8 protein-coding genes are annotated in these 13921 nt (G+C 42.8%); all 8 read left to right on the top strand.

Going from position 1 to position 13921, the window contains the following annotated elements; translation table 11 throughout:
* Nucleotides 1–44: 44 nt before the first annotated feature.
* The 8 genes from aroC (at nucleotide 45) to D1164_RS09185 (ending at nucleotide 13914) form a co-directional block, all read left to right on the top strand.
* Nucleotides 45–1118, top strand: coding sequence for a chorismate synthase (gene aroC, locus D1164_RS09230; protein ID WP_119349686.1), 1074 nt, complete (start codon nucleotides 45–47; stop codon nucleotides 1116–1118).
* Nucleotides 1119–1120: 2 nt separating this feature from the next.
* On the top strand, nucleotides 1121–1534 hold the full coding sequence (locus D1164_RS09225) for a DUF134 domain-containing protein (protein ID WP_119349685.1): 414 nt from the start codon (nucleotides 1121–1123) through the stop codon (nucleotides 1532–1534).
* Between the two features lie 226 nt (nucleotides 1535–1760).
* Nucleotides 1761–3374, top strand: a complete 1614-nt coding sequence (locus D1164_RS09220) for a sulfatase family protein (RefSeq protein WP_119349897.1) — start codon at nucleotides 1761–1763, stop codon at nucleotides 3372–3374.
* A gap of 554 nt (nucleotides 3375–3928) precedes the next feature.
* Complete coding sequence (locus D1164_RS09210; protein ID WP_119349684.1) at nucleotides 3929–6727, top strand: bifunctional YncE family protein/alkaline phosphatase family protein; 2799 nt, start codon at nucleotides 3929–3931, stop codon at nucleotides 6725–6727.
* Between the two features lie 8 nt (nucleotides 6728–6735).
* Entirely contained in the window at nucleotides 6736–8982 is a 2247-nt protein-coding gene (locus D1164_RS09205) for a TonB-dependent receptor (RefSeq protein WP_119349683.1), read from the top strand.
* Between the two features lie 553 nt (nucleotides 8983–9535).
* Nucleotides 9536–11317 (top strand): L-fucose isomerase, encoded by a 1782-nt coding sequence (locus D1164_RS09195; protein ID WP_119349681.1) that lies wholly within the window; start codon nucleotides 9536–9538, stop codon nucleotides 11315–11317.
* A 328-nt stretch (nucleotides 11318–11645) separates the two neighbouring features.
* Complete coding sequence (locus D1164_RS09190) at nucleotides 11646–12935, top strand: DUF6786 family protein (protein ID WP_119349680.1); 1290 nt, start codon at nucleotides 11646–11648, stop codon at nucleotides 12933–12935.
* Nucleotides 12916–13914 (top strand): GntR family transcriptional regulator, encoded by a 999-nt coding sequence (locus D1164_RS09185; protein WP_147372114.1) that lies wholly within the window; start codon nucleotides 12916–12918, stop codon nucleotides 13912–13914. The genes D1164_RS09190 and D1164_RS09185 overlap by 20 nt, the downstream gene beginning before the upstream one ends.
* Nucleotides 13915–13921: the final 7 nt, after the last annotated feature.

Genomic DNA, 13921 nt, shown 5'->3' with positions numbered 1-13921 from the left:
CCTTACTGTGATTTAATATAAAAGGGAACGGGATTTTTTTCGGTATGAATACATTTGGTAATATATTTCGTTTAACCTCTTTCGGTGAATCACATGGTAGAGGAATTGGAGGCATCATTGACGGTTGTCCGGCCGGACTTGAACTGAATCTGGAACTCATTCAAAATGATCTGGCGCGGCGGAAGCCCGGGCAGTCTAAAATTACTACCCAGCGTAAAGAACCCGATCAGGTGGAGTTTTTTTCAGGTATTTTTGAAGGAAAAACCCAGGGGACACCTATTGCCTTTGCTGTTTGGAATAAAGATCAGCATTCGAAAGATTACAACGATTTAAAGGATGTGTTCCGGCCGTCGCATGCCGATTATACGTACATAAAAAAATACGGTACGCGCGATCATCGTGGCGGAGGACGTTCTTCTGCCCGTGAAACCATTGCCCGTGTGGTGGCTGGTGCTATTGCAAAGCAGGTGCTGGCTCAACCAGGTATTTCTATTCGGGCTTATGTTTCGCAGGTTGGCGAAGTTAAATTACAAAAGTCTTATGCCGAACTTGATCTTACAAAAGCAGAGGAAAATATGGTGCGCTGTCCGGATGCTGAGACGGCTGAAAAGATGATTGCCCGCATTGAAGCTGCTTCCAAAGACCGCGATACGGTGGGCGGTGTAATTACCTGTGTGGTAAAGGGAGTCCCGGCTGGTTGGGGCGAGCCGGTGTTTAATAAACTACATGCCGACCTCGGTTTTGCCATGCTTGGCATTAATGCCGTAAAAGGATTTGAGTACGGTTCCGGATTTGAAGGAACCAAATGGAGCGGTTCGCAGCATAACGATGTGTTTGTTCGGACCGAAGAAGGTATTCATACGAAAACCAACTATTCGGGAGGAATACAGGGTGGAATCTCAAATGGAGAAGACATTTATTTTAATGTAGCCTTCAAACCCATTGCTACGCTGTTAAAAGAACAGCATACAGTAGATAAAAACAACAACGAAATAACAATTAACCCAAAAGGAAGGCATGATCCCTGCGTTTTGCCGCGGGCAGTGCCTATTGTGGAAGCCATGGCCGCTTTGGTTATGGCGGATCATTTTTTATTGAGTAAACTAAATTCAGTTTGAAAATGCCCAGAAGAAAAAGAAACAGAAGAATCCAGGTTCCCCCTGTCATTAAGGGGATGTCGGTTTACGGCGTTCGTGGCCGTAAATCCAACGAAGTCGTTCTTCGGCTCGAAGAGTATGAGGCTATCCGGTTGCTCGATTACCAAAACCTTACACAGGAACAAGCTGCCGTTCACATGGATGTCTCCAGACCCACACTGACCCGTATATATGAGGAAGCCCGTAATAAGGTGGCCACTGCCTTTGTTGAAGGGCGTGACATTATTTTCAGGGGCGGTGATATTTATTTTGATGAAAACTGGTTTAAATGCAATGACTGCCAGGCCAGTTTCAATGATTATGTTGAAGACAAGCCGCAATGCCCGGTTTGTAGTTCCAGCGAAGTAATTACTCTTAATGCATACTATTCGCAGTAGATAATTTATTCTTGACCGTTAAAAAATCAGGGACTTAAAAAAGTCCCTGTCCTGATAAAAGCCACCGGGCCTCTACCCGGTGGCGTCCATCTAAGTTGTGATAAAACCAGAGCCCATTGCACTCAGATGTACAAGTTAAGAAATTTATCCCGTTTACCCATAGGTATTTCATTTTGATTTGGTTATTTTTATCGGAATTGTTCTGAGTAAAACAAATGAGTCAAAAATGAAAATACTTTTTCTTTCTGTCATTTCTTTATGTGTTATTTCCCTGGCAGGATGTAATCAAAAGCAGGTAGAACAACCCCGTCGTCCCAATATTCTGTTTGCTATCAGCGACGACCAGACATTTGTCCACACCAGCTTTGCAGGGAGTGAGTTTGTGAATACACCGGCTTTCGACCGGATAGCCCGCGAAGGCATCTATTTTACAAATTGTATTGCCGGTTCGCCGGGGTGCGCGCCCTCCCGAAGCGCTATTGTTACAGGTCGCTACCATTGGCAAAACGAACAGTCGGGACAACATGCCTCTTCCTGGATGAAAAAATATGTGCCTTTTGTGGATCTGCTGGATGCCAATGGATATGTAACCGGACGCACGGGGAAAGGAGTTTCGCCTTTTCAGTATGCGCGCGATAAAAATGATTCCCTTTGGAGGGCCACTGATGCAGCCGGTATTGCCCATAGCAATATCCGCTATGAGAAGGGAGCGGCCGGCGATGAACGTACAGCTGATGAAATTGGCCCGGTGAATTATTTTGAAAACTTCAAATATTTTATGGAAAATGTTCGTGACGACAAACCCTTTTTCTTTTGGTACGGCGCTTATGAGCCACACCGCGCCTACGAACAGGATTCATGGAAGAGAACTGAAAAGAGTACAGCTGATGTAAAAGTCCCCGGCTTTTTCCCCGATGATGAAATCATTCGTGGCGATATGTTGGATTATGCCGTTGAGATTGAATGGTTTGATCTCCATTTGCAGCGTATGCTGGAATACCTTGAGAAGACAGGAGAAATAGATAATACCATTGTTATTGTTACTGCAGACAACGGGATGCCGTTTCCCCGTGCAAAGGCTAACTGCTATGAATATGGAATTCATGTTCCGTTTGCTGTAAGTTACCCGAAAGCATTTCCCGGTGGCAGGGTTGTGGATGATGTAGTGAGTTTTTCCGATTTAGCTCCGACTATTCTGGAAATAACCGGCACAAATGCAGAAGGAATGCTGCCCGTTTCCGGGAAGAGTATTTTACACATTCTGAAATCAAAGAAACAGGGCGTGGTGGATCCTTCGAAAAAGTATGTTTTTTCCGGCCGTGAACGCCACTCTTCTTCCCGTTATCTGAACTGGGGCTATCCGCAGCGTGCTATCCGCAGCCAGGAATACCTGTTGGTTTGGAATATAAAACCGGAACGCTGGCCGGCAGGGGCACCCCAACGAATAAAACCGAAATCTGGAGGAGAACTGTTTCCAATGTATGGCATAGACGAGAATGGAGTGCATCATTCCGAATGGGCCTTTACCGACATTGATGCGGCTCCCACAAAATCGTTCATTATTGAAAATTGGGAGAACGAGGATATTCGTCCGTTTTTTAACTGGGCTCACTCCAGGCGGGCTGAGTTTGAGTTATTCAACGTAAAAGAAGATCCTTATAATTTGACAAACCTGGCTGGTGTTTCAGGGTATGAAACTATTGAAGAAGAGTTGAAACAGGCATTGATGGCAGAGTTGAGAAAATCAAAAGACCCGCGTGTGGTGGAACCCGATAAGGAGATATTTGATTCGTACATTCGCTACAGCCCAATGCGGGAATTTCCAAACCCCGCAGAATAGTTTTTTATTATATTATTTATACTTCGAACTGAGCCTTGAAAGTGCTGAGGTATTTTTCATCGTGGGTAATTGATTTCACAGTTCCCGGATGTATTTGGGTTACGACAAAGTCGCTGAGCCGTTTTTGAAGTTGTGTCAATGATTCGAAAACCCTGTTCTTATAACCAGAACCGGAGAAAAGGAATAACAAGCGACTATTTATTTGCTGAATTATTCTACAAATGTAGATTTATTGTTGAAAGAACCAGCGCATGGGGTGATGCATTCAAGACTATATTAGTACGTTTTGAAACGAATTCTACTCGTTGGAAAGTATAGAATATTTATAATTATTTTATTACAGATATTTATTCAACTTCATTTAACTAATTCTGCATGGAACCAGAAACCTTATTTTAAATACAATAGAAAAGGATAATAGCCGCAAGTTACTATATTTGAAAAATCAAATCAATGAAAACTAATTTTCCACAAGAATTCTTCTACTTTTTAATTGTATTACCCTGGCAAAAAGGGGAAATAACATCATCATTTTAAACAAACAATTTAGCTTTATGAAAAATACATTTCTTTACCTTGTTGTTCTTCTTTTTCTGGCATCGTGTACCACAAAGCCTGAAATTGATCCCTGGGTCATCTCTGCACCAGCCGGAGAACGGTTTACCCGTATCGACAAAACCGGAACTACAGTAATTCCCAACGGAAGGTTGGTAACGCCCGCTGGCAAAAGCATTGTAGTAGCTCCCCATCCTTACGGGCTAACACTCAGCCCCGACGGGAGCACAGTGGTTACAGCCAATTCAGGCACTAGTCCCCTGTCGATTACCATTATCCGGAATATATTGTCAGAAAATCCGGAAGTGCAGCAAATTCCTCCGGGCCCGGCTACCGATCGCGGTGTGTTGGCATCAGTATTTATGGGGCTTGCTGTTTCAAAAGACAATAGTGTTGTTTACGTAGCGGGAGGACAGGAAAACAAAGTTTATATTTTCGATATTCAAACCGGAGAAAGAAAGGGATTCATTGATTGCTCTTTTGTTTCCGATAGTGTGGATTACTCTCATGGCTATATTGGAGATCTGGTGCTTTCGAAAGACGGTAAAAAATTGTATGCTGTCGATCAGATTGGATTTAGGATGGTGATTTCGGACACCGAAACCGGGAAATTGGAACACAATGTGCCGGTAGGTCGCTACCCGTTTGGTATTTGTCTCTCTCCCGATGAAAAAAAGGTATATGTTGCCAATGTAGGCATGTTTCAGTACAGCATGATAAAAGGCATTACTTCCGGGAATGTCGTGGAGAAAGCGTTGAAATATCCTGCGTTTGCATACGGAAGTGACGAAATGGTGGAAGGCATACACAACGACAGTTTAGACATTCCGGGACTGGGAGAAATGAATTCTCCGGAAGCCTTTTCGGTATTTACAGTAAGCCTAAAAAATCCGGAGCATCCCGAAGTGATTGCCAAAACCAAAACCGGTCATCTGGTGGGGGCGATGGTGGAAGGCATCCCTGCTGTTGGGGGAGCCAGCCCCAATTCGCTGGTGGCGACCGGTGATTACGTGTTTGTAAGTAATGGCACCAACGATAATATTTCAGTAATTTCCATCGAAAAGGATACAGTAGTAAACACTATTTTTCTGAAACCCGACAGCCGGGTGAAGCAGTTCCGCGGGGTTATTCCTTTTGGAATGGCACTTTCTCCCGACAATCAACAATTGTTTGTAGCCTGCTCAGGGATAAATGCAGTTGCTGTTATTGATGCCATAAAACTGCAAGTACTGGGATACATTCCCACCGGATGGTTTCCTGCAAAACTGCAAGTGAGTAACGACGGAAAGAAACTAATTGTTTCAAATGCCAAAGGTTTTGGCAGTGGCCCCAATGGAGGCTCTACATTCCAACGCGGACCGGAAGGAAGTTATATTGGTGCACTGATGAAAGGAACGGTAGAAGTGCTCGATATTCCGTCGGAGAAAGAATTAAAAGCCTATACAACTCAGGTCATTTCAAACAATTTTCATTTTGAAAAAGCTTCTTCTGAAAAATTTGCAGAACGAAAAAACAATCCTATACCGCTTTATCCTGGCGAAAAAAAGAGCCCGATAAAACATATTGTTTTCATCTCGAAAGAAAACCGAACTTACGATGAAATCTTCGGGCAAATAGAAAATGCTGAAGGAGAGGCAGTACTGGCAAGGTACGGGAAAGGGGCATCGTTTCACAACCAAAGCAATACGGCATCGGTAGAAAATGTCGATGTGATGGTGAATCACCTGAAGCTTGCCCGCGACTTTGCGATTTCCGACAACTTTTATGTGGACGCGGATGTTTCGGCCGACGGGCACCGCTGGCTGGTAAATACATATCCTAACGAATGGTGCGAAACCAGTACGGCCGCGAGCTACGGCGGAAACCGCAGATTCAGATTCAACTCGAAAGCCCCCGGGGTATATGGAATGAATGGTGCTGCCGGCGCCATTTATCCGGAAGATTACAACGAGGCAGGCTCTATGTGGGATCATCTTGAACGTAATGAAATTGACTTTTTTAATTTTGGTTTCAGTATCATGTTCGAACCAGCAGTTTACGATGCAACTTACAAATACCAAGGGGTAAAACATTATATTAATTTTCCGCTACCCCAACCCGTTTGGGAGTACACCTCAAAGCAGTATCCTACATACAATACCGCTATTCCTGATCAATTTAGGATAGATATGTTCAAAAGAGAATTCAACGAAAAATGGATAAACGGACAAGATACCATGCCGGCACTCTTAACAGTTATTATTCCAAATGACCATGGGGCAAGTGACCGGCCTGAAGCCGGGTATCCGTTCCGGGAAAGTTACATGGCCGACAATGATCTGGCAGTAGGACGCATAGTTGAATTTTTGTCGCACACACCATACTGGAAAAATATGATGATTGTTATTACGGAAGACGATGCACAAAACGGAGTGGATCACGTAGATGCACACCGCAGTGTTCTGATGGTCATTTCTCCCTGGGTAAAGAAAAACTATGTGAGCCATGTACATTACAGTTTTGGAAGTATTTTTAAAACCTTCTGGAATATTCTTGAAATGCCGTATCTCAACCAATATGACGCAGGAGCCAATGACCTGCATGACTTCTTTAATGACAAACCTGATTTTACACCTTACAGCGCCATTCCTGTTGATTCACGGATATTCGACCCACAAAAAGCCCTTGATCCGTTTGATGAAAACTTTGACTGGAAAGCACTGGAGGAATCACCACAAATGGATAATAAAGAAGATATGATCAGGGAGAGCAAAGAAAGAGAGGAATATCGGTTAAAAAACAGAGAAAAAGAAAATTAACAAAAAATATGAAGGGAATTGTGATTATGCTGTTAGCTGCATTGTTAACAATGCAGCTTTTTTCACAATCCATCGAAGGAATTATATTAAATGGTGACACTCAAGAACCGGTGTCTCATGCAAATATTTCAGTTAAAAATTCAACGATGGGAACCGTTTCTAACGATAGCGGGTTTTTCTCTATAGATGTTTTAGACACGGGAAAAATTTCTCTTCGAATTTCATGCTTGGGCTTTGAAACACAGGAAAAGGAAGTAACCTCCTGCAAAAACCAAAAAATCCGGCTCCGACCGGTTTCAGTTCAACTAAACAAAAGCATTGTGGTAACAGCTTCCAGAAATGAGCTGCTTTCCTTCCAAACTCCCGATGCTGTTTCTGTTATTACCCCGCAGGAATTAAAAATCAATGCACCCCGTTCGATGGCAGATGCGTTGTCAGGTGTCACAGGAGTATGGATGCAAAAAACTAATCATGGCGGAGGTTCACCTTTTGTTCGGGGGCTTACCGGCAACCAAACACTATTGCTAATTGACGGGATCAGACTGAACAACGCGACCTTTCGTTATGGGCCAAACCAGTATTTCAACACCATCGATATTTTTTCGGTTGATCATGTGGAAGTAATCCGTGGCAAAGGTTCAGTACTATATGGAAGCGATGCATTGGGCGGGGTGATAAATGTACTTACGCGTTCTCCGGAATATGCCCCTGGGAAACCGAGGCTGGGAGGCCGGGGCAAAGTGAAATACATGAACAAAGGAATGGAAGAATCCGGCCTGGGTGAATTATCATTCGAATCGAAAAATATTGCGGTTTCGGGAAATGTAAATTATAAAAACTTCGGCGATATTTTTGCCGGAGGAGATCTTGGTTACGAACGTCCTTCGGGCTACGACGAAACCGGCGTAACCCTGAAAGCAAAAATGCGTTTTCACAGCAACTGGCAAATTACATCAGCTTACCAATACCTCATTCAAAATGATGTAGGCCGTTACGATCAAGTCGCCCAGCGTGGCTATCTGTTATACTCATTCGATCCCCAAATTCATCGTCTGGCTTATGCCAAAATAGAGCATTTCAGCGAGAACCCATGGCTCAAAAAAATGAAGCTTACGGTTTCGAACCAATATTCCGATGAAACCCGAAAAAAGCAAAAAGAAAATTCAGCTACGTTTACGATGGAAAACGATGTGGTTAAAACCAACGGGCTCTCACTGGAAAGCTATTCTGCATTCAGCAGAATATGGGAAGCTGTCAGCGGAGCCGAATTTTATTCCGACAATGTGGAATCGGGGAAAACCGAAACAAATACTCAAACCGGAGAAAAAAATACCTGCCGTGGACTTTATCCGGACAACTCATCGATGCTAAGTTTTGCCGCTTTCACTCAGCATACCCTGAAGCTGAAGAAATTCCACGTAAATTTTGGCGGACGCTTTAACACCTTTCGCATTCATTCGACAGACGATGAATTTGGAAAAGTGATAATTAAACCCAACTCGTTGGTAGGAAACATTTCACTACAATACTTCACTTCACCTGAGCAGCAATTCATTCTTTCGACTCATTCCGCATTTCGGGCCCCGAATATCAATGACATTAGCTCTTTTGGTTTATTCGATTATGGAATTGAAATTCCTTCAATCGACCTTTCTCCTGAAAAAGCCTTTACCATAGAGGGCGGATACAAAAAATCATCTGAGCGCTTTTCGATGGCAGTGAACGCATTTAGCACCCGGTTGAAAGACCAGATTGAAAGAGTTGAAGCGACTTACATGGGCAGTGAATACATTGATGGAGATCGTGTTTATAAAAAAGAAAATATAGCCCGGTCGAACATCTCAGGAATAGAATTTGAATCGGGTTTTAAGCTCAACAGGCAGTTTTCATTTGTTAACAACCTGACATGGCTTTACGGCAAAAACCTTGAAGACGATACCCCCATGCGACGTATTCCTCCATTAAACGGGAAATTGGCACTTCAATATCACAAATCAGCAATTTTTGGAGAAATGGAATTCCTATTTGCAGCAAAACAAGACAGGCTGTCAGGTGGCGATATTGACGACCACCGCATTCCTAAAGAGGGAACGCCTGGGTGGAAAGTTCTAAATTTAAAAGCAGGGTATTTATGGAAAAAATTTTCGGTTAACGGAGGGTTGCAAAATATTTTTAACCAGGCATACCGGACTCATGGGTCGGGAATTGACTCGTATGGCCGTTCTTTCTGGAGCTCTTTAATGGTTGAATTCTAGAGCCTGATGTGAAATTTACACGTTATGACATTCGTCAAAAGAATTAAACACCTACAATGCAACATAATTCAGGCGGGGATATTTAAATAAGCGGCTGGTGTATCAGTGGAGTCAGTTTCTTCTGTTTTAATGTTTCAATTGAATTTCTGAAATATTCTGATTGGAAATATTTAATGGAGTATTTTTTCAAGTCAAAACGATTGGGCTTCAAAAAGTCAAAAGTTTCATTTTTTGTATCAAAATCGGGGTAGGCAATCCGTCTCCCTATTATTTTCGTGCAGCTGTTTTGAGAAGCAGGAGTTTAGGTTACATTTTGTTCCTGTACTGGAAAATTTATGAAGAGTACAGCCTAAAATATTTGTAAGAATTCTAAAAAGAATTTTATATATTGCAGCACAGTTCAGCACAGTTTAATGAGAGGTACACGTTTCAGGTATTCCCTGGTAGGTGCATGTTACAAGACTTTTCTGATAATCATTGTGTTACTGTTTCTTTAATATACTGATGAGTTTGTATGTATTGAAAGAATCATAAATTTTCAAAAAATAATAAAATGGCAAGCAGATTAATAGGGAGGTTACCTAAGGTAGGAATCCGTCCGGTAATCGACGGTCGCGAACGGGGTGTTCGTGAATCATTGGAACAACAAACGATGAATATGGCCAAAGCAGCGGCTTTGCTTATTCAGGAGAACCTTCGGTTTCCGGGAGGTGAAGAAGTGGAATGTGTGATTTCGAATACAACGATTGGCGGAGTGGCCGAGGCTGCTATGTGTGCCGACCAGTTTGAACGCGAAGGGGTAGAAGTGTCGCTGACTGTTACGCCCTGCTGGTGTTACGGAACTGAAGTGATGGATGCAAATCCCTGGATACCGAAAGCGGTTTGGGGCTTTAATGGCACAGAGCGTCCGGGAGCTGTTTATCTGGCGGCAGCATTGGCCGGATATACGCAGAAAGGGTTACCGGCGTTTGGTATTTATGGCCATGATGTGCAGGATGCCGGTGATGAAACCATCCCCGAAGATGTAAAAGAAAAAATTCTCCGTTTTGTGAAAGCTGCCCTGGCCGTCGCGCAAATGAAAGGAAAATCATACCTTTCCCTGGGATATACTTCCATGGGGATCGCAGGGTCGATGGTAAATCCTGAATTTTTCCAGGAATACCTTGGAATGCGTACTGAATTTGTGGATATGACCGAAGTGAAACGCCGGATTGACGAGGGAATTTATGACAAAGATGAGTACGAAAAGGCATTGGCATGGACAAAAGAAAATTGTATTGAAGGCGATGACTACAATAAACCCGAAGTTCAGGTTGATCGTGAACGTAAAGATTGGGAATGGGAGATTGTGGTAAAAATGACCCTCATTTTCCGGGATCTGATGATTGGAAACCCCAACCTGAAAGACGCTGGTTTTGGTGAAGAATCGTTGGGGCGAAATGCAATTGCCGGAGGATTCCAGGGACAACGCCAGTGGACCGACTATTATCCTAACGGCGATTTCCCGGAAGTGATAATGAATACTTCTTTCGACTGGAATGGCATTCGTGAAGCCTTTGTATTTGCTACAGAAAACGACAGCCTCAATGCAGTTCCTATGTTGTTTGGACACCTGCTGACCAACACGGCACAAATTTTCTCAGATGTACGCACCTACTGGAGCCCGGATGCTGTAAAACGGGTTACCGGAAAAGAGCTTACCGGGGTGGCAAAAGATGGTATTATTCATTTGATTAATTCCGGATCAACAACGCTTGACGCAACAGCCCGTCAACACGACGGCGAAGGCAATCCGGTGATGAAGCCATTTTGGGATATTACCGAAGAAGAGGTAAAAAGCTGCCTTGAAAATACGCGTTTCTGTCCTGCTGATCGGGAGTATTTCAGGGGAGGTGGCTATTCCAGCCAGTTCAAAACTGCCGGGCAAATGCCGGTAACCATGTCGCGTGTAAACCTGGTTAAAGGACTGGGGCCTGTACTTCAAATTGCAGAAGGGTATACAGTAGAACTGGATAATGATGTTCATGAAATTTTGGATAATCGGACTAATCCTACCTGGCCTACAACCTGGTTTGTGCCGCGTGTTACCGGTAAAGGAGCTTTCAAAGACGTGTATTCGGTAATGGCCAATTGGGGTGCCAATCACGGGGCCATTAGTTACGGACATATTGGAGCCGATCTGATCACGCTCGCATCCATTCTTCGCATCCCTGTTTGTATGCATAATGTGGATGAAGAGCAGGTTTTCAGACCCAGTGCATGGAATGCATTCGGCGAAGAAAAGGAAAGTGCTGATTACCGTGCGTGCCAGCAATTTGGTCCGCTTTATAAATAACCAGATTACAATACCTCTATATAAATTTGCCCCGAAAAGATCTGAATTATTTCAGCTTTTCGGGGTACTTTTTGTTCTGTTTTGCGTCATGAATTAGATGACGTTTTTCATTATATCTCATAACTAACTGGCAGAATAGTTCTATTCAAAGTCTTTTTCATGGATTGAAAAGGGTGATGTGGAAATAGAAATGTTGGAAAGGGAGTTTTATATATAATAAACATTAAACTTTGAATACTAAACTCTGCAGGCCGGAAATAGGAACCGTTTTGTTATTACTTTATTTCTATCTTTGCGGCCAACCATATATGTTTTGATTGTAATTGTTATGAGAAATTTGACCATTTTAGTCTTTTTAATATTCCTGGCAGGTTGTACAAATTTTAAATGGAAGCAGGAAGAAGAAATACCCCGACAGGAAGTTATAAGTCTGGATTCCGAGCAAGTTGATTTAATGAAAGAATATGAAAAGGGCACATACGGATACGATGCAGGTTTTTTAAAAAAATATGCCGAACCGGTTGAACTGAAAAACGGAGATTCGCGCCTGATGCTTTCATTAAAATATCAGGGAAGGGTAATGACTAGTACATCCAACGGAATGGGAGGAAAAAGTTACGGGTGGATTAACCATGACCTGATTGAATCGGGCGAGGTGCTGAAACAATTTAACCCTGTAGGTGGTGAGGAGCGATTTTGGTTAGGGCCGGAGGGCGGACAGTTTTCCCTGTTTTTTGAACCCAAAAGCTCTTTTAAACTGGAGAACTGGAATACACCGGCATGTTTGGATACCGAACCCTTTGATGTATTTCTTGCAACTGACTCGATTGCTGTATTTTTGAAATCGATGCAGGTGAAAAATTACAGTGACTTTCAGTTTGATTTTAAATTGACCCGCCGTGTGGAATTAATGGGAAAAGGACAGATTGAAACAAAACTCGGTATTACACTCCCCGGAAATGTAAAAACAGTAGGATACGAATCAATTAATGAACTTCAAAATATTGGACAGGAAGCATGGAAAAAGGAAACCGGTTTGCTTTCTGTGTGGCTTCTTGGGATGTTTCCTTCTTCCCCTTCTTTAACCATGATTTTTCCATACAAAGCCAATGTAAAGTCTGATTATATTGTAAAAGACGATTATTTTGGTAAAATTCCCGATGACCGTTTGGAGGTAGACGACGGGATGATCTATTTTAAAGGAGACGGGCAACAACGTGGCAAAATAGGGATTCCACCGCGGCGGGCTGAACCGGTTTTTGGAAGCTACGATTCAGAAAACAACGTTTTGACCCTTGTAAAATGTGATATTCCTGATGATCAGGCAGACTATGTTAATTCGTCCTGGGAAGAACATCAGAAGAATCCTTATGAAGGTGATGTGATTAATGCGTATAATGATGGTCCATCGGAAAGTGGCGAACAATGGGGATCGTATTATGAGTTGGAGTCATCTTCGCCTGCATTGGCTCTTGATCCGAATGAAAGTGCCGAATACAAACAGTCCATTTTTCATTTTGAGGGAAAAGAAGAAGAGTTGGATGCAGTATGCCGGCAGGTTTTTAATGTTCCGCTGAACGAAATTAAAAGTGTTTTCGGTGCCAGGCCTTCCCTTTAAGATACTGGAACAGACAGGACAGACCAAAATGCAGCTGTTGGTCCACTCCATAACTGAAGCTGTAGGAAATGGTGAGTTAAAGGAAGGAGATGCCCTGCCATCGGTAAATCAGTTGAGCGCAGAAAGCGGCTTTTCGCGTGATACGGTGTTCAAGGCATACAGTGCGCTGAAGAAGAATGGACTTGTTGAATCAACTCTTGCCAAAGGGTATTATGTAGCTGGAGAATCGTACAAAGTGTTTATGCTGCTCGATGATTTTAGCGCTTTTAAGGAGCAGTTATACAATTCGTTCAGACAAAATCTGCCCCAGACATATTCTGTTGATTTACTTTTTCATCATTACAACCGTGAGGTATTTCAGCAACTCATACGTAACAGTTTGGGACGCTACAATTCATATGTAGTAATGAATATTGACCATGATGGGATAGACCCGGCATTGGAAGAAATAGATCCTAAAAAATTGCTCATCCTTGACATGGGAGCTCCTTTATCAGAAACAGTAAGTTATATTATCCAGAATTTCGGGGAGTCGGTCGAAAGCTGTTTGGAGAAAGGATGGCATCGCTTGAAAAAATATGATGAATTAGTATTGGTTTATGACGAAAAAGAAACCCCTCATCCTTCAGAAACAGTTTGGGCTACCCAACGTTTTTGCCGTAAACATAACATTCGTTTTAAAACAGTCAAACGACCACAATCTCCGGAAATCAGGAAAGGACAGGTTTGGTTTACCATTCGCGATGCTGATTTGGTCGAGGTGATTAAAACTTGCCGAAAGAATGATTTTAAACCCGGAAAAGATGTAGGGGTACTTTCTTATAACGACACTCCCATGAAACAGATTGTGGGAGGAGGAATTTCTGTTATCTCCACTAACTTTGAACAAATGGGAATCCTGGCAGCCGGTTTTATAAAAAATAAACAGAAAATAGCGCGAGTTCTTCCAACTTCTTTAATTTTGAGGGAGTCATTATAAGAAGGTG

This window comes from Mariniphaga sediminis, assembly GCF_003573545.1.
Classification (GTDB): Bacteria; Bacteroidota; Bacteroidia; order Bacteroidales; family Prolixibacteraceae; genus Mariniphaga; species Mariniphaga sediminis.
Note: the sequence above shows the minus strand (reverse complement) of the source record. Positions and strands in the feature narration are given on the sequence as shown.

Bases quoted from the DNA above. Each gene is read 5' to 3' on its own strand.
- D1164_RS09205 (WP_119349683.1), top strand. From the start codon at position 6,736: ATGAAGGGAATTGTGATTATGCTGTTAGCTGCATTGTTAACAATGCAG.
- D1164_RS09225 (WP_119349685.1), top strand. From the start codon at position 1,121: ATGCCCAGAAGAAAAAGAAACAGAAGAATCCAGGTTCCCCCTGTCATT.
- D1164_RS09210 (WP_119349684.1), top strand. From the start codon at position 3,929: ATGAAAAATACATTTCTTTACCTTGTTGTTCTTCTTTTTCTGGCATCG.
- D1164_RS09220 (WP_119349897.1), top strand. From the start codon at position 1,761: ATGAAAATACTTTTTCTTTCTGTCATTTCTTTATGTGTTATTTCCCTG.
- D1164_RS09190 (WP_119349680.1), top strand. From the start codon at position 11,646: ATGAGAAATTTGACCATTTTAGTCTTTTTAATATTCCTGGCAGGTTGT.
- D1164_RS09195 (WP_119349681.1), top strand. From the start codon at position 9,536: ATGGCAAGCAGATTAATAGGGAGGTTACCTAAGGTAGGAATCCGTCCG.
- aroC (WP_119349686.1), top strand. From the start codon at position 45: ATGAATACATTTGGTAATATATTTCGTTTAACCTCTTTCGGTGAATCA.